This is a genomic window from Gilliamella sp. LMG 34361, from assembly GCF_984569075.1.
In genome coordinates this window covers 517,807-542,062 of sequence record NZ_OZ474903.1, presented here as the reverse complement: position 1 = coordinate 542,062, position 24,256 = coordinate 517,807, and the positions used below count along the sequence as shown (strand labels likewise).

Below are 24,256 nucleotides of genomic sequence, written 5' to 3'. Positions count from 1 at the left end.
CATCATCTCAATAGAGTACTTAGCAAAAAATATAGATAAAATAAGGCTTAAAACCATGGAAATTCGTTTTCAAAATCAGGTAATGGATCTCTCATTTCCACAAGTAATGGGAATTGTTAATATGACCCCTGATTCTTTTTCAGACGGTGGTAATTACAACAATCTTGATGATGCAATGCGCCGTGTTGATAATATGATTCAAGCAGGAGCAACCTTTATTGATGTAGGTGGAGAATCAACTCGCCCAGGTGCTGCTCAAGTGTCAACCAGCGAAGAGCTTGACCGGGTTATCCCATTGGTTGAAAAAATTGCCCGCTACTTTGATGTCTGGATTTCAGTTGACACATCAAAACCCGAAGTTATCACTGAATCGGCTAAAGCGGGCGCTCATTTGATTAATGATATCCGCGCATTAACTTTACCGGGTGCACTACAAGCCGCGCAAAAAACTGAGTTACCGGTATGTATCATGCACATGCAAGGTGATCCGAAAACCATGCAAAACGCCCCGCATTACCAACAAGATATCTATCAAGAAGTCGATTCATTTTTTGAAGAACATATCAAACAATGTGTGGCAGCAGGAATTGCTCGTGAAAAAATCATCCTAGATCCAGGTTTTGGATTTGGCAAAACCTTAACCCACAACTATCGTTTATTAGCAACCCTCGAAAGATTCCATCATTTTAACTTACCTATTTTGGTTGGTATGTCGAGAAAATCCATGGTTGGCCAAGTCCTAAATGTACCACCCAAAGAGCGCGTACTTGGTAGCGTTTCTTGTGCAGTTATTGCAGCAATGAAAGGTGCACAAATCATACGAGTTCATGATGTCAAAGAAACCTTTGATGCGATGCGAATAGTTCAAGCGACATTAGCAGAGCAAGTCTAATTTTACGCTTCATGAGTTTTGTTACTTATTACTATTGAATAAAAAATTTAGCCGTTGATGATTATCCAAAACGGCTAAATTCCTTGATTGATTTAACTACTTTGAAATGAACTAATAGTAAAATAGTTTTATTATTATTCTAGTGTTGCGATATATTCCTCTAAATGTGATTTAATTACTGTTACATGAGGACCATAAATAACTTGGACGCCTTGCCCATTAATAATCACGCCTTTTGCACCAGTTGATTTTAAGGTTTCTTTATCAACTAATTGATTATCATGTACAGAAATTCTCAACCTTGTTGCACAACAATCAACATACGTAATGTTGTCTTTACCACCTAACCCATCTAATATAATACTGGATAGATCACTGTTATTTTTTTTAGCATTTTCAACATCTTTTCTGGTATATAATTTAGTTTCTTCATTATCATCTTCCCGACCTGGGGTTTTAAAATTGAATTTTTTGATCAAGTAACTAAATGTAAAATAATAAATTGGGAATAACGGAAGACCAATAAGAATGACATTAATCCAATGCGTTTTACTGTTCCCTTGTAAAACACCAAATAATACAAAATCAATTAAACTACCTGAGAATGTTTGCCCCACACCAACATCAAAAATATGACAAAGCATGAAAGATAGACCAGCATAAATACAATGGATAACATAAAGTAAAGGACCAGCAAATAAGAAAGAAAACTCAATTGGTTCAGTAATTCCTGTCAAAATAGCGGTTAACGTTGCTGAAACTAAAAGACCTAATACCATTTTACGATTTTGTGGTTTAGCTGTACGATAAATAGCTAATGCTGCACCAGGAATACCAAATAAATAAAATGGAAACTTACCGGCCATAAAGCGGGTTGCTTCAACTGAAAATTCGGTTGTATTTGGACTAGCGAGTTGAGCAAAGAAAATATTTTGTGCGCCAGCAACAAGGGTACCATCAATCATTGCAGTGCCACCAACACCAGTTTGCCAGAACGGCATATAAAATACATGATGCAAACCAAATGGAATTAAAGCACGTTCAATAAATCCATAAATAAAGGTGCCTGCATAACCCGATTCGTTGACCAATCGACCTAATAACAAAATTCCATATTGAATTGAAGGCCAAATATAGAACATTAAAATACCAACGAATAAATAAACAAATGCGGTAATAATAGGTACAAAACGAGAGCCACCAAAGAATGATAAAATAGCGGGTAATTCAATTCGATAATAACGGTTATGTAAAGCAGCAACACCTAATCCAACTATAACTCCCCCAAAAACCCCCATTTGAAGAGTTTCAATGCCAACCGCATCACCTAAAGATCCATCTGGCAACGCACCTTCTTTTAATAGTCCTCTTAATTCTAATAAAGCATGAATAGTTGAATGCATGATAAAGAAGCCAACCGCGCCGGATATTGCGGCAACTTCCTTTTCTTGTTTTGCCATTCCCATCGCAACGCCAATAGCAAATAAAATAGGAAGATTAGAAAATATAACGCTACCAGCATTTTTCATTATGGTTAAAAATGCATGTAGTAAAGTCCCTTCACCTAAAAAGCTCTGTAACCCATAGGACGCAATTGTCGTTTCATTTGTAAATGAAGCCCCTATACCTAACATTAATCCAGCTACAGGAAGAAGTGCGATGGGTAACATAAAAGATCGACCAACCCGTTGCAATACACTAAAAAAAGTACTTTTCATTGTAGTTAACCCTATATTTTATTAAAAGACAAAGTGAACCACAGATAGTTCACAAAATTAATTCTATCTGTAAATAAATTTAATTTAAAGAGATCTAGTTCACATAATTTTAATAAAAAATGAATTTTTTAGGCTTTTCTATTAAGTGAAATGGTAAAAAATGGAAAATAAATTATATATTTTAAGATATTTTGTGAATTAAGACCTTTATCGCAATAAAGGCCTCATAAACTAGGATAGATTTCGTAACTCATTCATTGTTTGCTTATAAGGTTTATCTTTATTGAACAATCCAGCAGTTCCAAGAATGAAATATTCAACGTAAGGAGATAATTGTTCAATGATACTGGGGCTTATCGCACCATCAATAGCAATGGTCGTATTTAGATTTTTATCGTTGATAATAGAATTTAATCGCTTAATTCTATCGATAGAATTAGCGATAAAAGGTTGTCCTGCAAACCCCGGATTTACTGACATTATCAAAACAACATCAATGAGTTCTAAAACATCTTCTAATACACATAATGGCGTACCGGGATTAATCGCAACACCAACTTTTTTACCCGTTGATTTAATTTGATTTAATGTTCTATGAATATGCATTAATGTTTCGACATGAACATAAATAATATCACATCCAAGTTGTGCAAATTTTTCAATATATGGTGATGGATTAGTCACCATTAAATGAACATCAAAAGGAATCTTTGATATTTTGCTCACCGCTTTAATATCTTCTATACCTAATGCAAAATTAGGCACAAAATTACCGTCCATCACATCAATATGAAACATATCGACACCCGCTTCTTCTAGTGACTTTAGTTCGACCGCTAATTTAGAAAAATCGACGCACATAAGCGAAGGACAAAATTTACTCATGAAAATCTCCTTTTTCGATAGCATTGATTTGATCTATTCTGGTTTGATGTCGCCCGCCTTGAAATTTTGCCATTAACCATTGATCAACAATCATTTTAGCAAGTTCACTACCTACAACACGGGAGCCAAAAGCAAGAATATTGGTATTATTATGTTCCCGAGATAGTTTTGCCGAATAAGGATCACTACAAACAACGGCTCTTATTCCTTGGTATTTATTTGCCGCAATAGAAATACCAATACCGGTTCCACATATTAATATACCTAAATCAGCTTCTTTTGAATTGACGGCTATTGCCACTCTATTAGCATAAATCGGATAATCTGTTCTTTCTGTTGATGGCGCCCCAAGGTCAATCACCGTAATATTTTTATTTTCCAAATATTCAACGATATCTTTCTTTAAAATATATCCAACATGATCATAACCAATTGCAATTTTCATTTGTCACTCTCCATTGATTAAAAATAAGGCAATTTACTTCACTTTTTATGATATTAACGTTAATTTATTTTTTTGTAAAGTTATTGGAGGAATAAAAAATCCTCTTTTTACAATGTGCTTAACTTAAAATTGGGTTAAAATTACCTCAAAAATGTTATGGAGAGAAAATGTGAAACAACTAAATGATTCAGAAAATTCTAATGCACTGGCAATTGGAGCGATGATTCGAATCTCACTTTCAAGTTTAAGTAATACTGAGCAACGAATTATTGAATGGATGATGACTAAAGGCAACTTGAAACCAAGAACTAGTATTAAAGAAGTAGCCGAAGCGTTATCCGTTTCAGAACCTCTGTTGGTAAAAGTATCAAAAAAGTTAGGTTATTCTGGTTTTAGAGAAATTCGAAGCGCATTACTTTCCTATTTTGATGCCTTACCTTTTGAGAAGGAACAAGAATTATCTGAAAAGGATAACGTCGAAAATATTATTGAAAAAGTCTTTAATAACTCTGTACAAGCATTAAAAGAAGCCCAATCTATTGTTGACGCTAAAATTATTTCCAAAGCCGCAGAATGGATTTTTCATGCTAATCGTATTGTTATTCTTGGTGTAGGTGGTTCAGCGATTGTTGGTGAGGATTTTGAGCATAAATTATTGAGAATAGGAATTCACAGTCATACTTATAGTGATAATCATTTGATGGTGATGGTAGCGAGTCAATTAAAAGAAAACGATGTGGTTATTGCTATCTCTCAATCAGGAAATACTGCGGAAATATGTAATGCAATATTGGTTGCCAAAAAAAACCAGGCGAAGATTATTTGTATTACTAATAATCATCAATCAGAATTGGCTGAAATTTCAGACTTATCTATCTTTAGTCCTGCTAAAAATGGACCATTACTTGGTCAAAATGCGGCTGCTCGAATTATCCAACTCACCCTGTTAGATACACTATTTATCGCAATTGTGGTACTGGATCATGAAAAATCAAAAGTTCATTTGGAGCGTAGTATTGATGTCGTCAAACCGTTACATAAAAAAACCTTATCTAATCAATGAGATATTTTTTAAATAATTAAATATGGGAATTTCGTTAGCAAATACCCTTTCCTCAATATTTTAGTTGTTATTAAAAATGTAAAAAATATTGAGGAGTCTATACCGTCTCGACTTTTAATTATCGGCTCTTTGCTATAAATAACTAACTCTAAACAACAAAATAAGCTAACACCTACCACGGTGCTACTATTTATAAGAACTAAAATAGTCGTCAGCTAAATTATGTCATTTAAGCAATTATGAATACTTTTCTGTAAAAAATATTGAGGAGTGTATACCATCTTGACTTTTAATTATCGGCTCTTTGCTATAAGTAACTAACTCTAAAAAAACAAAATAAGCTAACACCTACCACGGTGCTACTATTTATAAGAACTAAAATAGTCGTCAGCCAAATTATGTCATTTAAGCAATTATGAATACTTTTCTGTAAAAAATATTAAGGAGTGTATACCATCTTGACTTTTAATTATCGGCTCTTTGCTATAAGTAACTAACTCTAAAAAAACAAAATAAGCTAATACATACCACGGTGCTACTATTTATAAGAACTAAAATAGTCGTCAGACAAATTATGTCATTTAAGCAATTATAAATACTTTTCTGTAAAAAAAATTGAGGAGTGTATACCATCTCGCTTTTTTAATAGTAACACTTTTGTAACTAAAGATATTAAGTATAAGCCATATAAAGTTTGCGATAAGCATTGAATAAAGAGGGTAGATTGGTTTCAACCAATAAACATCGCTATAAATATAAATAAGCCGATATAGTTATTATTCATAAAAGCTTTGAAACAATTAGTTCTATCTCGGTCTTTGATTAACCATTGTTGATAAATAAACAGTAATAAAACAATGATTAAACCAATATAGTAAAATTGATGGAAATGATTATTTATGCCGATAAGTGCTAGGCAAATTAAGGTGATGAGTTGCAACAATCCAATAATAAACTTGTCATAATGACCAAATAGGATGGCTGTTGATTTTATACCAATTTTCAAATCATCATCCCGATCAACCATGGCATATTCGGTGTCGTAAGCGACTGTCCAACAAATATTAGCTAAACACAGCAACCAACAAGTTAAAGGAAATTGGGCGATTGTTGCCGCATACACCATTGGTATACTCCAACTGAAAGCTATACCTAACGTCACTTGCGGTAAATGGGTATAACGTTTCATAAATGGATAAACCATTGCGGTAATTAAGGCAAATCCAGCAATTAACCACGTTAATTTATCTAAAGTAAGCAATAAACCAAGTGCAATTAGCAATAATACAAATAAGGTATATAAGGCATTTTTTTCGCTTAATGCGCCGCGAGCTAAAGGGCGATTTTTTGTTCGTTCAACCCTTCCATCAAAATGACGATCGGCATAATCATTAATCACACAACCCGCAGAGCGCATAACAATCACACCAAGTGCAAATACAACAACAATATGCACCGATGGGGTGATGCTGGCAAGCCAAATGGCCCATAGTGTCGGCCAAAGTAGTAGTAAGGAACCAATTGGCTTGTCTAATCGCATCAGTTGTAAATAAGCTAGCATAGGTGGTCATTATTCTGAATCATAATAGGCGGATTATACCTGTTCCTTTAAAAGCTGCAATCAGTGGTGATCACTGAACATATTGTATTAATCAAATAAGTAAGATATTAATTTGCTATACAATAGGAATTTACAGCATTTGCAAATATTGTTCAGCAATAATCGCCAATGCTTGGTAGAACAGGCTGATTTGGTTTTGTTTTAGGCTATTTAAATAAGCTGGTGCCCAACTTAATAAGTGTTCGGTCAGTAATTGTTTGGCGGCTTGAAATTGATGTTTTTCAAGCAGTATCGCATAAGCCATTAACATCAATCCGAACTGATCTTCTGGCTCATTCATACCTGTGTTTAGAGTTAAACCTTGATGCTGTAAGAATGCTCGGTAACGCTCTTGCGATTCGCCCATGAGTAATTTGTCTTGATCCAAATAAACTGATCCCCATGGTGGAGCAATCATGCTACCTTGACCTTCAAATAGTAGTGAGAATTGATATTCTATTTCAGGGTGATTTATCTGATCTTTCAATACTTGGCATTGTTCATCCATTAAGGACTGATTAGGCCAATTAGCTAACTGGTTAACCTGTAATAACCCTTCAATCAGTGAATTTATCTGTCGATTTTTAGGGTGATAATAAAAAAAAGCGCCTAATAGTTTCGCCAAAGTGATAGATGTCAGGTTATCCAAAATATTCGATCCATTATTAATCATTGAATTAACATTGCCTAAATTATTACATAATTAAACAGTTATCATCCATAAATTATAAAAGGTTATGCGCCCACAAATTTCGGCAATAAATACGCCAATAAAAGCCAATAGATAAATCATTGTCTGATGTTGCTTTCTTAAAATAGCAAATAAAACCAATGTGATAGAAATAATTAATAATGCGCACTGGACTATTATCCAGCAATATTGATTAGAGGTTAAGTCTGGAGCAATTTCACTCATTAGCTTTAAGTAAGGCATTTTTAATAGCAGAATCAGTAAACTACCAATAAAAAAAGCACAATAACCTATTCGATATAGTCCTAACCAAGTAACGGCAATTCCCCCCAATACCAACATCGCAGTATACATTTGTATCGCGGTATAACAACTATCCCACGTTTTTATTGTTGCTAACATATAGGTTAATACGATGGTCCAAACAAAAAATAGGCTTAAAATAACCAAGATCATCGCCAATAAATAGTTTAAATGCGGTATATGGTTAATTTTTTGGCACAGCGGTTTGATGATTTGTAATTTGGTACTATTTGGATACAAGACAAAATAATTAAGCAATACAAAAGCAAATGTCATAGCAAATAATAAGCCAAAGGTAAAAATTTCATTACTCATTGGTGAACGGCCGATACCAAAAATCACATTGAATGCTCGTAATGGTTGACCTAAATGAAATGAAGCAATCGCCATACCAATCGCCATGAAAATTAACGCTACTGCATTAATTTTTTGAGTGATAGCCAATTTGTTTTTTGAACGATAAACAATATAAAACAAACCACTAAGTAGGATCATTCCTGCTGATAATTGCCCAAATACCGTAAAAAATACCAGTGGTAGTTCCTGCATTTTAGACCTCCTCTGGATTAAGCACTTTACCAAGCGAGTCACCTGTTGCTTTTGCTTGTACATGCGGTTTTATCACAATACTTGGTTTGGTTAAGTCTGAGCTTGGTAGTGGTGCAATATCGCACTCATATCCATAACGCTGACGCAATTTGCCAATTTCATCAAAATCTAAAGCGCGCTGAGGACAAGACTCAACACAGACTGGTTTTAAACCTTGCGCTACACGTTCGTAACAACCATCACATTTAGACATGACGCGTTTTTGATGATCATATTGTGGCGCACCATAAGGACAGCGCATTTCACAATAGCGGCAACCGATACAGACATCTTGATTAACAACGACTAAACCATCTTGCTTGCGCTTATGCATGGCACCGGTTGGGCAGCCTTGTACACAGGTTGGTTCTTGGCAATGATTGCAGGAGATCGACAAATAGTAAGTGAAGATATCATTTTGCCAACACCCATCAACTTGTTTCCATGTGCCACCACCATATTCGTAAACACGCCGAAAATGAATCCCTAGCGCATTATCTTTTTCATCCTTACAGCTTACTTGGCAAGTTTTGCAACCCGTGCATTTGGAAGAGTTAATATAGAATCCATATTGCATTTTAATCACCTCCCTTATGATGCCGACGGCATAGCAGCTAATGGCTTGATTTCAACCAAGTTGGTATGCTGAGGATTAGATTTGGCTAGTACAGACGGTCGCAATGAGGTTAAACGATTAATACAACCTCCAATATCAATTCCAGCCTCATTGGTTTTTGCCCATAATCCTTGTGGAATGGCAATAATACCGGGTAATATTCGCGGCGTGACTTTAGCTGAAATATAAAGTCGACCACGATCGTTATAAACCTCAACCAGTTGACCATGCTTTATCCGTCTTTGTTCTGCATCTAATGGATTAATCCAAATACTACTTGCCACCGCTTCTTTAAGTTGCGGAAGATTACTATAACTTGAGTGGCAATGCCCTTTGATGTGAAAGCCAATCAATTGTAGTGGGTATTTCTCCTGTTTTTCGATATCTTCACTACCTTCTATCGCTGGCAAATAAGCCGGTATCGGGTAGAGCTTATCATCTTCATCAAATTCCCACTCATTGGCAATTTTAGCTAAGGCTTCTGAATAGATTTCAATTTTACCGGACGGCGTATTTAGTGGATTGTTTGCTGGATCATCCCGAAACGCTTTTAATCCGATTTGAGCATCACTATCAGCTAATTTGCGATCAATAACGCCCATGCCATCAGTTTCGGCAAAAGTAGGTAGATTTGGATCGAGTTTACGCATTCTTTCATAACTATAGGCGATCCAATCATCTTGAGTTCGCCCTTCAGTAAATTTGTCCTTAACTCCCATTTTTGCTGATAGTTCGGTCAATACGTCATAAGCAGGGCGATTTTCCCACAATGGTTTGATTGCACGCTGCAAGCGAATAACATAATAATAAGCACCCGATGCATAAGAGTTATTGATTAAATCGTTGCTTTCAACTGACGAGACATCTGGTAACAATAAATCGGCATATTTTGCCGAAGCAGTCATATGGGTATCCCAAACTAAAATGAATTCACACTTTGATTCATCCTGTAAAATTTGATGCGTTCGATTGAGATCGGAATGTTGATTACCTATAACATTACTGGCATAACTCCAAATAAATTTAATGCCAACATCTAATTTAGCTTTACCTTTTATATACGCATTTTTAGCTGTCATGCTTAACGGTTCTTCAATAGCTTTAGTCCATAAAAAGAAAGGAATACTGGTTTTAATGGGATTAACCATATTTAAACCAGGAACAGGATAGGTAACACTCCCACCCCAAGTTCCAATATTGGTACCACGCTTACCAAATTGACCGGTAATAACCGGTAAAATCATAATCGCTCTTGTGGTGTGCTCACCATTTTGCCAGCGCTGTGGCCCCCAACCTTGTGAAATCCATGCCGCTTTCGCATTGACAATATCTAACGCCAACTTACGAATCTGTTTTGCCGCAATGCCGGTTTTTTTAGCTGCCCATTCTGGAGTTTTAGGCGTTCTATCATCACCCAATCCTAAAATATATGATTTATAGTCGCTAAAAGGTGGAGCACTATCAGGTAATGTATCAGCATTCCAACCCACACAATATTGGTTAAGCATCGCCTCATCAACACGATCTTCTTCAAGCAAAGCATAAATGATTGCAGCGACTAACGCAGCGTCAGTACCAGGAATAATCGGCAGCCACTCAGCATTAAAACCAACGACACTTTCACTACGGCGTGGATCAATAATAATTACCCTTGCTTTACTTTGTGCTAATGCAGTATATAACTCAGCAACCTGCCCACCACCCGACATTCTAGTTTCAGCAACATTATGTCCAAACATCACAACTAGATCAGAATGTTTGATTTGGTCTAGCAACGACTCTTTAGCATTACCATATATAAAAGGTTGAATAGCCGTTATCTGTCCACTTGAATAATCACCATGATAATTAAGGTGACCACCGATACAACTTAAAAATCGCTTACAGGCATTACGACCTGAGATATTTGCCCCTGTCGTACCCGTACCATATTGGTAATAAATAGCTTCATTGCCATAGCGATTAATAGTGTATTTGAGTTTTTCTGCTAATAGATCGATAGCTTCGTCCCACGAGATGCGCTTAAATTTGCCTTCACCGCGTTTACCAATTCTCAGCATTGGATATTTTAATCGTTCAGGATCATAAGTACGCCAACGAACGGCACGGCCACGAAGACAAGGACGAATTTGATGCTGTCCAAAGATAGGATCATTAATGCCATCCTCAGAAGATATTTTGGTGATAATATCGTTTTTAACATGTACTTTTAATGGACATCGACTACCACAATTGACTAGGCAAGCGCTATAAAAAATCTTTTCTTCATAAGTAGGGTTAGGTATCGACGCTTTATCACGATCTGTCTCCGGCGCAGCATAAGCAAATGGCAGTGGTAAATTATTGGCTAATGCTGCCACACTACCAATTGCTAGCGATTTTTGCAAAAAATCACGCCGAGTTATCTTATTTTCTGACTTGCTCATCCTGTTCCCTTATTTTTATTTGGGATGTATTTATCATAATACTATAGTTAAGATTATAAAACAGAAAAAAGGCTAAAATCGAAATTAACTTAAAATAAATTAATGTAATAAGAATTATTATCAATAAAAAAATCAATTTGCTTTTTATTATAAATTTAATTTCATGCATCTTAAGGAAAGATTGGTATAATAAGCCCATTTAATCGAATAAACAGAAAAGTTATGTCACAATCCACTTATAATGCAGTTGATATTGAGGTCTTAAAAGGGCTCGATCCTGTTCGTCATCGTCCTGGAATGTATACTGACACTGCTCGTCCCAATCATTTAGGGCAAGAGGTGATTGATAATAGTGTCGATGAGGCTATTGCAGGACATGCTCGCCAAGTGAAAGTTACCCTTTATGAAGATAATTCGCTCGAGGTTATCGACGATGGGCGTGGTATGCCAGTTGATATTCATCCTGAAGAGGGTGTACCTGCTATTGAGCTTTTACTTTGTCGTTTACATGCAGGTGGTAAATTTTCCAATAAAAACTACCAATTTTCAGGCGGTTTGCATGGTGTTGGTATTTCCGTGGTTAATGCATTATCTAAACGAGTGGAAGTTACCGTTAACCGTGATGGTCAAGTGTATCAAATCGCTTTCGAAAATGGCGATAAAGTTGAAGATTTACATGTAATAGGTACATGTGGACGTCGTAATACTGGTACCAAAGTCCGTTTTTGGCCGGATGAAAAATATTTTGATTCACCTCGCTTCTCAGTACCTCGCCTAACTCATTTGCTTAAAGCGAAAGCTGTACTTTGCCCGGGACTGGAAATCATTTTTAAAGACAAAATTAACAGTTCAGAGCAACGCTGGTGTTATCAAGACGGTTTAAAAGATTATCTGATAGAGTCAGTTAGTGGTTACACACTATTACCGGAACAACCATTTACTGGTAGCCATACAGGTGAAACAGAAGCGGTTGAATGGGCATTACTTTGGTTACCAGAAGGTGGGGAATTGTTAACTGAAAGTTACGTTAACTTAATTCCAACGGTGCAAGGTGGAACTCATGTCAATGGTTTACGCCAAGGCTTACTTGATGCCATGCGTGAATTTTGTGAGTTTCGTAATTTATTACCACGTGGTTTAAAATTAACCGCCGATGATATTTGGGAACGCTGTGCCTATGTGTTATCAGTAAAAATGCAAGAACCGCAATTTGCCGGTCAGACCAAAGAACGTTTATCATCAAGACAAAGTGCAGCTTTTGTTTCAGCTATTGTTAAAGATGCATTTAGCCTGTGGTTGAATCAAAATGTACAAATTGCCGAATTACTTGCTGAGATGGTAATTTCCAGTGCTCAAAAACGCTTAAGAGCATCCAAAAAAGTCATCCGTAAAAAATTAACCAGTGGTCCAGCTTTACCGGGTAAACTGGCTGACTGTGCATCACAAGATTTAAGTCGTACCGAACTATTTTTAGTCGAAGGTGATTCTGCTGGCGGGTCAGCTAAACAAGCCCGAGATCGTGAATATCAAGCAATTATGCCGTTGAAAGGTAAAATATTAAATACTTGGGAAGTCTCATCTGATGAAGTATTAGGATCGCAAGAAATTCATGATATTTCAGTAGCTATTGGTATTGATCCTGATAGTGATGATTTAAGTCAATTACGCTACGGTAAAATCTGTATTTTAGCCGATGCTGACTCAGATGGATTGCATATTGCCACGTTACTATGCGCACTATTTGTACGTCACTTTCGAGCCATGGTTGAGCATGGACATATTTTTGTCGCCATGCCACCACTGTATCGTATCGATTTAGGCAAAGAAGTTCATTACGCCCTTGATGAAGAAGAAAAAGAAGGGATTTTAGATCAGCTTAAACGTAAAAAAGGTAAGCCAAATGTTCAACGTTTCAAAGGATTGGGTGAAATGAATCCATTACAACTTCGCGAAACCACAATGGATCCTAACACCCGTAGATTAGTTCAGTTATCACTAGATAATGCCGAAGAAACAATGGCATTAATGGATATGTTACTGGCGAAAAAACGTGCCGAAGATCGCCGAGAATGGTTACAAGAAAAAGGTGACCAAGTTGAACTTGATGTCTAATATACAGAATAATTTAGAGGAACAATAATGAGTGAAATAACTCATGACGGAGTAGAAGTTCAGTCGCTACGAACATTTACCGAAAGCGCCTATTTAAACTACTCAATGTATGTCATTATGGATCGCGCATTGCCGTTTATTGGCGATGGCTTAAAACCAGTACAACGTCGCATTGTTTATGCAATGTCAGAATTAGGGCTAAATGCGCAAGCTAAATTCAAAAAATCAGCCCGTACTGTCGGTGACGTTTTAGGTAAATACCATCCTCATGGTGATAGTGCCTGTTATGAAGCAATGGTATTAATGGCGCAACCGTTTTCTTATCGATATCCATTAGTTGATGGGCAAGGAAACTGGGGGGCACCCGATGATCCAAAATCATTTGCTGCAATGCGTTATACCGAATCACGTTTATCAAAATATGCCGAATTATTGTTAGGTGAGTTAGGACAAGGCACTGTTGACTATACGCCCAATTTTGATGGTACATTACAAGAGCCAAAAATGTTGCCAGCTCGATTGCCGAATATCTTATTAAACGGTACTACCGGTATTGCGGTAGGTATGGCAACCGATATTCCACCACATAACATTCGTGAAGTAGCGAATGCAGCTATTATGTTAGCTGATAATCCAAAAGCAACACTTAGCGAAGTGATGGAACACATAAAAGGCCCTGACTTCCCAACAGAAGCTGAGATTATTACCTCTCCGGAAGATATCGCCAAAATTTATAAAACTGGCCGTGGCTCAATACGTATGCGAGCAGTTTGGAAAAAAGAAGATGGCGACATTGTTATTACTGATCTGCCACACCAAGTTTCTGGTGCTAAAATTTTAGAGCAAATTGCTAGCCAAATGCGCGCTAAAAAACTACCGTTAATTGAAGACTTACGTGACGAATCCGATCACGAAAATCCGACTCGTCTGGTTATTGTGCCACGTTCTAATCGTGTAGATCTAGAGCAAGTAATGAACCATCTATTTGCCACTACTGATCTAGAAAAAAGTTATCGTGTTAATATGAACATGATTGGACTAGATAATCGTCCATCTGTTAAAGGATTGGTTGAAATCCTAACTGAATGGTTAGAATATCGACGTATTACCGTAACCCGTCGCTTAAATTATCGCTTAGATAAAATACTAAAAAGACTACATATTTTAGATGGTTTATTAATTGCCTTTCTAAATATTGATGAAGTGATTGAAATCATTCGTCATGAAGATGACCCAAAAGCAGAATTAATTCAAAGATTTGCCTTAAGCGAAACACAAGCTGAAGCTATCTTAGAATTAAAACTCCGCCATTTAGCTAAGCTAGAAGAAATTCGTATCAAAGGTGAACAAGCCGAACTGGCTAAAGAGCGAGATCAACTGCAAGCATTATTGGCTTCACCAAGAAAGTTAAGTAATTTAATCAAAAAAGAGCTACAAGCTGATGCTGAAAAATATGGTGATGAACGTCGTTCACCAATTGTCGAGCGCAGTGAAGCCAAAGCAATTACTGAACAAGAGTTAATCCCTTCTGAACCAGTTACAATTGTATTATCGGAAATGGGTTGGGTCAGAGCAGCTAAAGGCCATGATATCGATCCTGTCGGATTAAGTTATAAAGCAGGTGATAGTTTTAAAGCCGCAGCAAAAGGTAAAAGTAATCAACCAGTAGTATTTATCGATTCAACTGGTCGCAGTTACGCGATTGAGCCAAGTACATTACCATCAGCTAGAGGACAAGGTGAACCGCTTACCGGTAAACTGGCATTACCAGCTGGAGCAACCGTTGAACATGTATTGATGTCAACCAATGAAGACCAAAAATTGTTACTTGCCTCGAGTGCTGGTTACGGCTTTATTTGTCAATTTAGTGATTTAATCGCACGTAACCGTAACGGTAAAGCAGTAATTAATTTATCTAAAAATGCCAATGTACTTACTCCGATAGAAATCGTATCAGAAGAGAACTTGCTGTTATCAATTACTAAAGCAGGCAGAATGCTGATATTCCCAGTAAAAGATTTACCAGAATTATCTAAAGGTAAGGGAAATAAAATTATCTCACTATCTGGCAATGATGATAGCCTCGCTTATATGATGCTGATAACACCAGATACATCGCTAACGTTATATGTTGGTAAACGCAAACTAACTCTTTCCTCTACTGATTTACAAAAATTTAGAGCTGAACGTGCTCGTAAAGGAACGTCACTACCACGAGGATTACAAAAAATCGAACGAATTGAGGTGAACGAATAATATGTCTTTGATCTGGTCCATTATTTTCGGGTTAATACTGAGTTCAGTATTAAAATCGGGATGGGGATTTATACTTGGACTATTTATTGGTCCAATGCTGTATCAAGCATTTGGCAATAAATTGACTGAAAAAAGGACACAATCAAATCCAACGCTGTACTTAACTATTGCTTTTGAAGTATTGGGGCATTTGAGTAAAGCAAAAGGCGTTGTTACGCAAGATGATATTAATCTTGCTCGGCAATTTATGGATCGGCTACAACTTGATGCCGCAAGTCGCCAATTAGCCCAACAGTCATTCAATCGTGGTAAAGCGAGTGATTACCCACTTCGATCCCGTTTACGAGAACTCTACTTCCAATATCGTTTTAGGCGCAATGTTCTAAATATTTTTTGTGAACAATTAATCCAAGCGGCATTAGTTGATGGTAATTTAGATGAAAAAGAGTCACAAATTTTGTTTATTGTTGCTGATGAATTCCATATTCCTCGCCAACAAATGGTTATATATATTCAGATGATGATGGGAAGCTTTCATTTTCGCCAAGAATATTATGATAATAAACAAAATAGTCAACATCAACAAAGCAATAATTATGGCGGTTATCAAAGCGGTTATCAGAGCCGTTCTCGACAATCAGATTTACAAAATGCTTATAGAATATTAGGAATAGATTCATCTGCTGAAATAACTGAAGTTAAAAGAGCTTATCGTAAATTAATGAATGAACATCATCCTGATAAGCTAGTATCAAAAGGCTTACCAAAAGAGATGTTAGAGGCTGCCAAAAAACAGGCACAAGAAATTCAATCGGCTTACGATCTTATAAAAGCATCACGTGGATTTAAATAGAGATTACTATATATGATGCATTGGCGCTCAATTATAAGAATTATCGGTTTATTAATATCACTATTGTCAGTATTTATGTTAATACCTGCACTAGTGGCGTTAATATATCGTGACGGCGCAGGCGCTATTTTTGTCCGTTCTTTCTTTGCAGCATTAATTTTAGGTGTGTTATTGTGGTTTCCTAATCGTCATCAACGCCATGAATTAAGTACTCGAGAAGGCTTTTTCATCGTGGTATTATTTTGGGTGGTATTAGGTACTATTGGCGCATTTCCATTCCTGTTTGATAATCACATTAATCTTAATTTAACCACTGCATTTTTTGAGTCTTTTTCTGGGTTGACTACAACTGGCGCAACAACAATTGTTAATTTAGATCATTTACCTAAAGCGCTACTATTTTATCGTCAATTGTTACAATGGCTTGGTGGGATGGGGATTATCGTACTTGCCGTTGCTATTTTACCATTATTAGGGGTTGGAGGAATGCAGCTTTATCGTGCCGAAATTCCTGGTCCACAAAAAGATAGCAAAATGCGCCCCCGTATTGCTGAAACAGCAAAAACACTGTGGTCAATTTATATTTTACTTACCACCTTATGTGCGATAAGTTTGTGGTTTGCAGGAATGAATATCTTTGATGCAATTTCGCATAGCTTTTCAACGATATCAATGGGTGGATTTTCAACTCATGACAACAACTTAGCGTATTTTAATAGTCCAGCAATCAACTATATTGTTACCCTTTTCCTTATTTTGTCTGGTTGTAATTTTGCCTTACATTTTGCTGCATTAAATGGCATTTCACTCAAAGTGTATTGGCACGATCAAGAGTTTAGAACGTTTATCTTTATTCTTCTTACTTTAATTGCTATCTGTGCTTTTGTTATCTATTTTTATCAACCGCAGCGAAACCTTGGTATTGATAAAATTGTATTACAAGTCGTGTCGTTTTGTGCAACCGTCGGCTTTACGGTTGATGATATTAATAATTGGCCATCATCACTACCGATTTTTTTATTATGTGCTTCGTTTATTGGTGGCTGTGCTGGTTCTACCGGTGGTGGGCTAAAAGTTGTTCGGGTACTACTACTATTTATGCAAGGCTCACGGGAATTAAAACGGCTTATTCACCCTAATGCAATTTATACCTTAAAACTCAATAATCGGGTCGTACCGGAGCGCATTATTGAAGCGGTTTGGGGATTCTTTTCAGCTTATGCATTAGTTTTTTTAGTTAGTTTATTTATCATTATGGCGTCAGGAGTTGATGCAACTGACCCCTTTTATATTGTTGCTTCATCACTCAACAATTTAGGAGTTGGTTTGGGCAGTGTCAGTGATAATTTTGCTCACGTAAATGATATGGTGAAATGGGTGATGGTTGTTGACATGTTATTTGGGCGACTTGAAATATTTACATTATTGGTTTTGTTTACGCCAACATTCTGGCGAAGTTAACTTTTAAACTCAAATCGACGGTTAAACCTGATAATTTTTGACAAAATAGCTAAAAATATAAATATTTTATTGATTATTTAGTCAATTACCGCCAGAATTACTAAGCAGCATGTGCTGTATTCATTAGAGGTAATCACCTGACATATGGAATGGATCATGGATCCTACAATTTGGATTGGTTTATCCACTCTGGTTGTACTTGAAATCGTCCTTGGCATTGATAACATTGTTTTTATTGCCATTCTTGCCGAGAAACTTCCTCCACAAGAGCGAGATAAAGCGCGCATTACAGGCCTCGCTTTTGCATTAATTACACGAATATTATTATTAATGTTTACTGGTTGGTTAGTCACTCTCACCACTCCACTATTTTCTATATCAGGAATCAGCTTTAATGCTAGGCAATTGATTATGTTGCTTGGGGGTGTATTTTTGCTATTTAAAGCCACTATGGAGCTCAATGAGCGCCTAGAAGGTGCTGCACATGAAGATGGCAAACCCAAAAAGACTTCTCATTTTTGGACGGTTGTCGCTCAAATCGTGGTGCTTGATGCCGTATTTTCACTTGATTCAGTAATTACCGCAGTAGGGATGGTTGAGCATATTCCCGTCATGATTATCGCTGTTTGTATTGCTATTGGTATCATGATGGTTGCTAGTAAACCATTAGCCTATTTTGTTAACTCCCATCCAACTATAGTTATTTTATGTTTAAGCTTCTTATTAATGATTGGCTTTAGTTTGGTTGCCGAAGGTTTTGGTTTTATTATTCCAAAAGGCTATCTCTATGCCGCTATTGGCTTCTCGATTATGATTGAATTCTTTAACCAATTAGCCATATTTAACCGCCGAAAGGCACTAAACAAAAAACCTTTACGTGAACGTACTGCTGAAGCGATTTTACATCTACTTAAGGGCGATGCAGAAGAAGACCCTGATACTCACAATATTGATATTGTATCTGACAATAATAAGAAAACGCCTGTATTTAATCATCAAGAATTAAACATGGTAGAACGGGTATTAGGTTTAGCTAAGCGTTCAGTTAGTAGTATTATGACATCTCGATTAGATGTTGATATGGTCAATATCAATGATGATCGAGAAGTAATATTAAAAGAGATATTTGATAATCCTCACTCACGTTTAGTTGTGACTGATAATGCCTCAATTGATGAGCCTTTAGGTATTATTCAAGTTAATGATCTTTTAAAAGATGTTCTACAAAATAAACAACCTATTGATATCAACGCGTTAATAAAACAGCCATTAATTTTTCCAGAAACCGTCTCTTTACTTGTTGCTCTGGAACAATTCAAAAAAGCAAAAACCCACTTTGCTTTTGTGGTGGATGAATTTGGTTCAATGCAAGGGGTTGTGTCAGTAACCGATATTATTGAAACCATTGCTGGTGACTTCCCAACAGAAGAAGAGGAAATTGATGCCAAACATGACATCCAATGTATTGATGATAACAGTTGGGTGGCTAATGGCTATATTCCAGTAGAGGAGTTAGTTAGATTTGTTCCCATTCCAATAGATGATAAGCGAGAATATCATACTCTTGCTGGACTATTAATGGAAAAAGCTCAACATTTACTTAATGTTGGTGAAACCATACAAATTGGTGATTATTTATTTGAAGTTGCCGAAATTGAAAGCCATCGTATTTTAAAAGTAAAAATCACTAAAAATAAATTAGAGATATTGAATAACTAGGTTAGTAATATTTCACCTCTTTTAGAGGTAAATGATAAAAATTATCTATCTATCATTCAACGATATTCTTAATATCAATAACGCTTGACCAAAATAAATTACTGGCAATAATAGCGCTGTGTTTTTTCGTTTTTTGAGATATGAAGTGATAACTTCGTATCTTTTTTATTTCTACCGCAAATCAACCTAAATTGGGCTTTAATTTATGAATTCACTATTCGAAAAAATTTTTCAATTAAAAGAGAAAAAAACTACTCCCGGTACTGAGTTTATCGCTGGTTGCACAACCTTTTTAACCATGGTCTATATCATCTTTGTCAATCCTTCAATTTTATCTTCAACAGGGATGGACAAATCAGCGGTGTTTGTTCTAACTTGTGTCGTCACCGCTTTTGCGACAATTTTGATGGGATTATTTGCTAATCTACCAATAGCCTTAGCACCAGCCATGGGGCTAAATGTCTTTTTTGCTTATGGAATATGCGGAGCTATGGGCTACTCTTGGCAAGTTGGTATGGGAGCGATATTTTGGGGGTCATTAGTCTTTTTTGCATTGTCATTATTTAAAGTCCGTCATTGGTTAATTGAACATATTCCACAATGTTTGCGCGCAGGTATTAGTGCTGGTATTGGTTTATTTATTGCTTTTATGGGATTCCAAAATATGGGGATTGTGGTCGCATCACCAGCCACATTACTAACCTTAGGCAATATTTTGTCACTCAAAGTCTTATTAGGTTCGCTTGGATTTTTCATTATCGTTATTCTTGCCACCCGCAATTTTCATGCTGCCGTGCTAGTTTCTATTCTTGTCGTTACCTTACTTGCGCTATGGCTTGATCCTAATATTAGTTATCAAGGTATTGCTTCTGTTCCACCGAGCGTTAGTAGTGTTGTTGGTCATGTTGACCTTGTTGGCTCACTGAACATTGGCATACTTGGGGTTATCTTTTCAGTTATGATTGTCAGCTTATTTGATTCATCCGGTACTATTTTGGCCTTAACCGACAAAGCAGGGCTTAGTGACGAAAAAGGACGTTTTCCTAAAATGCGCCAAGCTTTATTAATTGACAGTTTTAGTTCTTCATTAGGCGGATTATTTGGCACTTCATCGGTATTAACTTACATTGAGAGTTCTGCAGGAATTTCAGTTGGTGGACGTACGGGCCTAACAGCCATTGTGGTTGGATTATTATTTTTAATGATGACTTTCTTATCACCTCTAGCGCATTTAGTACCACCTTATGCGACATCGGGTGCACTAATTTTTGTTGGTATCTTAATGGTATCGAGTTTAATGAAAGTTAACTGGTCTGATTTAACTGATGCAACACCAGCATTTATTACCGCATTAATGATGCCATTTGCTTTTGCTATTACTGAAGGGGTCGCACTTGGTTTTATCTCTTATGTAATTTTGAAAACATTTACAGGTAAATTTAAAGAGCTAAACCTCTGTGTTATCATTTTTGCATTACTGTTTGCTTTGAAATTTATCTTTATTGATCATCACTAATTTCATCAAACTATTTCTACCATTAACATGGTAGAAATAGCTTCTTCTTCCATAAAATTATTCGCTCTCAAATTAAAAACAGATTACAACCATCATTTCACCTTCGTTAAACCCTTTATAGAATTTGATCTGCGTCACAAAAAACAAAAAACATAAAATCGTTACAAAATTTAGTAATTGTTGCTGTACTTAATATTCATGCATATTGATTGAACAGTTTTAGTTTTAGATTTAATTAAAACTTAATTTGATAAACAGGGAGGTATGAATATGAGTACGCATTACAATTCTCTATATGTTTTCCGAATTACCTTAGTTGCAACTTTAGGTGGTCTATTATTTGGTTATGATACAGCCGTTATCTCTGGAACAGTTGAATCTATATTTAAAGTTTTTGTTGAACCGCAACATTTAAGTGAGACAAGTGCCAATTCCTTATTAGGCTTCTGTGTGGCAAGTGCTTTAATCGGTTGTATTATTGGCGGTTTAATGGGTGGTTATTTAAGTAATCGTTTTGGTCGTCGAAATTCATTACTAATTGCCGCATTTTTATTCTTTATCGCTGCAATTGGCTCCGCTTGGCCGGAAGTAGGCTTTCATACAGTAGAATCGCAAAAAATACCCTATTATTTAGCTCAATATGTACCTCACTTTGTGTTTTATCGCATCATCGGTGGTATTGGTGTTGGCTTAGCTTCTATGTTATCACCTATGTACATTGCAGAAGTAGCACCAGCAGAGATTCGAGGTAAGCTAGTATCGTTTAACCAATTTGCTATTATTTTCGGACAACTCTTAGTTTATTGTGTTAATTACTGCATAGCTAGTTCAGGCGATCAAGTTTGGTTGAATATAGTTGGTTGGAGATATATGTTTTTGTCTTTAGCCATTCCAGCATTACTATTTTTTGCCTTATTATTCACAGTACCAGAAAGCCCTCGTTGGTTAACCGCACAAAATAAAATAAACAAAGCTCAACATATTCTTGCTAACATTTTGGGAAAGCAAACAGCCGATCAAGCATTAAAAAGCATTATCGATTCCCTCTCATCCAATTGTGATAAAAAAAGTAGCTCATTATTAAAATATGGTATAGGCGTTATTATTATTGGAATTTTATTATCTGCATTTCAACAATTAATGGGAATTAATGTTGTTCTTTATTATGCACCAGAAGTATTTAAAACATTAGGTGCTAGTACTGATTCAGCATTATTACAAACCATTGTAGTTGGTATTATCAATCTAGCTTTTACTACCATTGCCATTTTTACCGTTGATAAATTTGGTCGAAAGCCATTACAAATAATCGGTGCCATTGGCATGGCAATCGGCATGATCACATTAGGCACGACATTTTATTTACAGTTATCAGCAAGTATTGCTCTTACTGCAATGTTGTTCTATATCGCTTCTTTTGCTATCTCTTGGGGGCCTGTATGCTGGGTATTATTAGCAGAAATATTCCCTAACTCTATCCGCAGTAAAGCGTTATCCATTGCGGTTGCAGCACAATGGATTACAAATTACCTAGTATCATGGACTTTTCCAATTATGGATAAAAATACTTATCTTATATCTCATTTTAATAATGGTTTTGCCTATTGGCTATACGGTGCAATTAGCATAATGGCAGCTATTTTTATCTGGAAATGGCTTCCTGAAACAAAAGGAAAATCTTTAGAAGAACTTGAAAATTTCTGGAATAAATAAATCAAAATCTAATTTAAAAACAATATTAAGGAGAACATTATGAAACATTACTATGACAAAATAGAACGCATTAATTACGAAGGAACACAAACTAATAATCCTTTCGCGTTCAGGCATTACAATCCAGAGCAGATAATTTTGGGAAAAACAATGGCTGAACACTTACGCTTTTCTATCTGTTATTGGCACACTTTTTGTTGGGCTGGCACCGACATGTTTGGTGCAAATTCATTTAATTATCCGTGGCAAAAGGGGGCTGACCCACTCGCTAATGCCAAGGCAAAAGCAGATATTGCTTTTGAATTTTTTTATAAAATGAATGTTCCTTTTTATGCATTTCATGATGTCGATGTTGCCCCAGAAGGTAATTCAATTCAAGAATACATCTCTAATTTATCCATGATGACGGATATCTTGTTACAAAAACAACAAGAAACCGGTGTTAATTTATTATGGGGAACCGCTAACTGTTTCACAAATCCAAGATATGCAGCTGGTGCGGCCACCAATCCTGATCCAGAAGTTTTTGCCTGTGCGGCCACTCAAGTTGTCCATGCAATGAATGCTACTCATAAGTTAGGTGGTCAAAATTATGTACTGTGGGGTGGTCGAGAAGGTTATGAAACACTATTAAATACCAACTTACGTCAAGAACGTGAACAACTTGGTAAATTCATGCAATTAGTTGTCGAAAATAAATATAAGATTGGTTTTAACGGCACATTACTCATTGAGCCAAAACCACAAGAGCCAACCAAACATCAATATGATTATGATGTTGCAACCATTTATGGCTTTTTAAAACAATTCGGCTTAGAAAAAGAAATCAAGGTCAATATTGAAGCAAATCATGCAATACTTGCCGGCCATTCATTTCAACATGAGGTAGCTTCAGCTATTGCCTTAGATATATTTGGTTCACTTGATGCTAATCGAGGGGATCCACAATTGGGATGGGATACCGATCAATTTCCAAATAGTATCGAGGAAAACACACTGGTTATGTATGAAATATTAAAAAGTGGCGGATTTACCACTGGTGGACTTAACTTTGATGCCAAAATAAGACGACAAAGCATTGATAAATACGATGCATTCCATGGCCATATTGGTGCCATCGATACCATGGCATTATCATTAAAATGTGCAGCGAAAATGATTGAAGATAAGCGATTAAATCAAAAAGTAGCTGAGCGTTATGCCGATTGGGACAAAAATCTAGGTAAAGACATTTTACAAGGGAATATGTCGCTACAAGAAATTGCTCAATATAGCCTGGTAAATAATCTACAACCTAAAGCGCGTAGCGGTGCACAAGAACAATTAGAAAATATTGTTAATAAAGCTATTTTTGGCTAAAAAAATCATTGTGTATTTATCTATCAGAACTATTATATTT

At 36.2% G+C, this 24,256-nt stretch carries 18 protein-coding genes; 10 read left to right on the top strand and 8 right to left on the bottom strand.

All coding sequences use genetic code 11. From position 1 onward, the window contains the following. The first annotated feature begins 55 nt into the window (after positions 1-55). On the top strand, positions 56-892 hold the full coding sequence (gene folP / locus AC5LXI_RS02640) for a dihydropteroate synthase (protein ID WP_493443405.1): 837 nt from the start codon (positions 56-58) through the stop codon (positions 890-892). A 134-nt stretch (positions 893-1,026) separates the two neighbouring features. Here the strand turns inward: folP and AC5LXI_RS02635 are convergent, their stop codons facing one another. The 3 genes from AC5LXI_RS02635 to rpiB all read right to left on the bottom strand — a co-directional run bounded on the left by AC5LXI_RS02635 (position 1,027) and on the right by rpiB (position 3,940). Continuing rightward, the gene (locus tag AC5LXI_RS02635; RefSeq protein WP_493443404.1) at positions 1,027-2,610 is read right to left on the bottom strand and encodes a PTS transporter subunit EIIC; all 1,584 of its coding nucleotides are present in this window, start codon (positions 2,608-2,610) and stop codon (positions 1,027-1,029) included. Between the two features lie 231 nt (positions 2,611-2,841). Further along, positions 2,842-3,495, bottom strand: a complete 654-nt coding sequence (gene rpe, locus AC5LXI_RS02630) for a ribulose-phosphate 3-epimerase (protein ID WP_493443403.1) — start codon at positions 3,493-3,495, stop codon at positions 2,842-2,844. Then, a complete protein-coding gene (gene rpiB / locus AC5LXI_RS02625) occupies positions 3,488-3,940 on the bottom strand; it encodes a ribose 5-phosphate isomerase B (RefSeq protein WP_493443402.1) in 453 nt (150 codons plus the stop codon). Before rpiB ends, rpe begins: the two co-directional genes overlap by 8 nt. 169 nt (positions 3,941-4,109) lie before the next feature. On the opposite strand from rpiB, the gene AC5LXI_RS02620 reads away from it, so the two are divergent. Then, complete coding sequence (locus tag AC5LXI_RS02620) at positions 4,110-5,003, top strand: SIS domain-containing protein (protein ID WP_493443401.1); 894 nt, start codon at positions 4,110-4,112, stop codon at positions 5,001-5,003. A 730-nt stretch (positions 5,004-5,733) separates the two neighbouring features. Here AC5LXI_RS02620 and ubiA read toward each other — a convergent pair. The 5 genes from ubiA to AC5LXI_RS02595 form a co-directional block, all read right to left on the bottom strand. Then, entirely contained in the window at positions 5,734-6,564 is an 831-nt protein-coding gene (gene ubiA, locus AC5LXI_RS02615) for a 4-hydroxybenzoate octaprenyltransferase (protein ID WP_493443400.1), read from the bottom strand. 130 nt (positions 6,565-6,694) lie between these two features. Continuing rightward, complete coding sequence (locus AC5LXI_RS02610) at positions 6,695-7,276, bottom strand: TorD/DmsD family molecular chaperone (protein ID WP_493443399.1); 582 nt, start codon at positions 7,274-7,276, stop codon at positions 6,695-6,697. Positions 7,277-7,306: 30 nt separating this feature from the next. Then, the gene (locus AC5LXI_RS02605; RefSeq protein ID WP_493443398.1) at positions 7,307-8,146 is read right to left on the bottom strand and encodes a dimethyl sulfoxide reductase anchor subunit family protein; all 840 of its coding nucleotides are present in this window, start codon (positions 8,144-8,146) and stop codon (positions 7,307-7,309) included. A gap of 1 nt (position 8,147) precedes the next feature. Further along, the gene (locus tag AC5LXI_RS02600) at positions 8,148-8,762 is read right to left on the bottom strand and encodes a DMSO/selenate family reductase complex B subunit (RefSeq protein ID WP_493443397.1); all 615 of its coding nucleotides are present in this window, start codon (positions 8,760-8,762) and stop codon (positions 8,148-8,150) included. 14 nt (positions 8,763-8,776) lie between these two features. Continuing rightward, a complete protein-coding gene (locus tag AC5LXI_RS02595; protein ID WP_493443396.1) occupies positions 8,777-11,227 on the bottom strand; it encodes a DMSO/selenate family reductase complex A subunit in 2,451 nt (816 codons plus the stop codon). 222 nt (positions 11,228-11,449) lie between these two features. On the opposite strand from AC5LXI_RS02595, the gene parE reads away from it, so the two are divergent. From parE to xylA, 8 genes are all read left to right on the top strand, one after another. Beyond that, positions 11,450-13,339, top strand: coding sequence for a DNA topoisomerase IV subunit B (parE, locus tag AC5LXI_RS02590; RefSeq protein ID WP_493443395.1), 1,890 nt, complete (start codon positions 11,450-11,452; stop codon positions 13,337-13,339). A gap of 27 nt (positions 13,340-13,366) precedes the next feature. After that, positions 13,367-15,595, top strand: a complete 2,229-nt coding sequence (gene parC / locus AC5LXI_RS02585) for a DNA topoisomerase IV subunit A (protein ID WP_493443394.1) — start codon at positions 13,367-13,369, stop codon at positions 15,593-15,595. 1 nt (position 15,596) lies between these two features. Then, on the top strand, positions 15,597-16,448 hold the full coding sequence (gene djlA / locus AC5LXI_RS02580; protein WP_493443393.1) for a co-chaperone DjlA: 852 nt from the start codon (positions 15,597-15,599) through the stop codon (positions 16,446-16,448). Positions 16,449-16,463: 15 nt separating this feature from the next. After that, positions 16,464-17,909 carry a TrkH family potassium uptake protein gene (locus AC5LXI_RS02575; RefSeq protein ID WP_493444237.1) on the top strand — a complete coding sequence of 482 codons (1,446 nt, stop codon included), beginning with the start codon at positions 16,464-16,466 and terminating at the stop codon, positions 17,907-17,909. 144 nt (positions 17,910-18,053) lie between these two features. After that, positions 18,054-19,628 carry a TerC family protein gene (locus AC5LXI_RS02570; protein WP_493443392.1) on the top strand — a complete coding sequence of 525 codons (1,575 nt, stop codon included), beginning with the start codon at positions 18,054-18,056 and terminating at the stop codon, positions 19,626-19,628. Positions 19,629-19,833: 205 nt separating this feature from the next. Continuing rightward, positions 19,834-21,144 carry an NCS2 family permease gene (locus tag AC5LXI_RS02565; protein ID WP_493443391.1) on the top strand — a complete coding sequence of 437 codons (1,311 nt, stop codon included), beginning with the start codon at positions 19,834-19,836 and terminating at the stop codon, positions 21,142-21,144. Between the two features lie 270 nt (positions 21,145-21,414). After that, positions 21,415-22,857, top strand: coding sequence for a D-xylose transporter XylE (gene xylE / locus AC5LXI_RS02560; RefSeq protein ID WP_493443390.1), 1,443 nt, complete (start codon positions 21,415-21,417; stop codon positions 22,855-22,857). 39 nt (positions 22,858-22,896) lie between these two features. Then, a complete protein-coding gene (xylA, locus tag AC5LXI_RS02555; protein ID WP_493443389.1) occupies positions 22,897-24,216 on the top strand; it encodes a xylose isomerase in 1,320 nt (439 codons plus the stop codon). Positions 24,217-24,256 lie beyond the last annotated feature (40 nt).

Excerpts from the sequence above, each read along its gene's own strand:
- folP (WP_493443405.1), top strand. The coding sequence starts at position 56 with ATGGAAATTCGTTTTCAAAATCAGGTAATGGATCTCTCATTTCCACAA.
- AC5LXI_RS02635 (WP_493443404.1), bottom strand. The coding sequence starts at position 2,610 with ATGAAAAGTACTTTTTTTAGTGTATTGCAACGGGTTGGTCGATCTTTT.
- rpe (WP_493443403.1), bottom strand. The coding sequence starts at position 3,495 with ATGAGTAAATTTTGTCCTTCGCTTATGTGCGTCGATTTTTCTAAATTA.
- rpiB (WP_493443402.1), bottom strand. The coding sequence starts at position 3,940 with ATGAAAATTGCAATTGGTTATGATCATGTTGGATATATTTTAAAGAAA.
- ubiA (WP_493443400.1), bottom strand. The coding sequence starts at position 6,564 with ATGCTAGCTTATTTACAACTGATGCGATTAGACAAGCCAATTGGTTCC.
- AC5LXI_RS02610 (WP_493443399.1), bottom strand. The coding sequence starts at position 7,276 with ATGATTAATAATGGATCGAATATTTTGGATAACCTGACATCTATCACT.
- AC5LXI_RS02605 (WP_493443398.1), bottom strand. The coding sequence starts at position 8,146 with ATGCAGGAACTACCACTGGTATTTTTTACGGTATTTGGGCAATTATCA.
- AC5LXI_RS02600 (WP_493443397.1), bottom strand. The coding sequence starts at position 8,762 with ATGCAATATGGATTCTATATTAACTCTTCCAAATGCACGGGTTGCAAA.
- AC5LXI_RS02595 (WP_493443396.1), bottom strand. The coding sequence starts at position 11,227 with ATGAGCAAGTCAGAAAATAAGATAACTCGGCGTGATTTTTTGCAAAAA.
- parE (WP_493443395.1), top strand. The coding sequence starts at position 11,450 with ATGTCACAATCCACTTATAATGCAGTTGATATTGAGGTCTTAAAAGGG.
- parC (WP_493443394.1), top strand. The coding sequence starts at position 13,367 with ATGAGTGAAATAACTCATGACGGAGTAGAAGTTCAGTCGCTACGAACA.
- djlA (WP_493443393.1), top strand. The coding sequence starts at position 15,597 with ATGTCTTTGATCTGGTCCATTATTTTCGGGTTAATACTGAGTTCAGTA.
- AC5LXI_RS02575 (WP_493444237.1), top strand. The coding sequence starts at position 16,464 with ATGCATTGGCGCTCAATTATAAGAATTATCGGTTTATTAATATCACTA.
- AC5LXI_RS02570 (WP_493443392.1), top strand. The coding sequence starts at position 18,054 with ATGGAATGGATCATGGATCCTACAATTTGGATTGGTTTATCCACTCTG.
- AC5LXI_RS02565 (WP_493443391.1), top strand. The coding sequence starts at position 19,834 with ATGAATTCACTATTCGAAAAAATTTTTCAATTAAAAGAGAAAAAAACT.
- xylE (WP_493443390.1), top strand. The coding sequence starts at position 21,415 with ATGAGTACGCATTACAATTCTCTATATGTTTTCCGAATTACCTTAGTT.
- xylA (WP_493443389.1), top strand. The coding sequence starts at position 22,897 with ATGAAACATTACTATGACAAAATAGAACGCATTAATTACGAAGGAACA.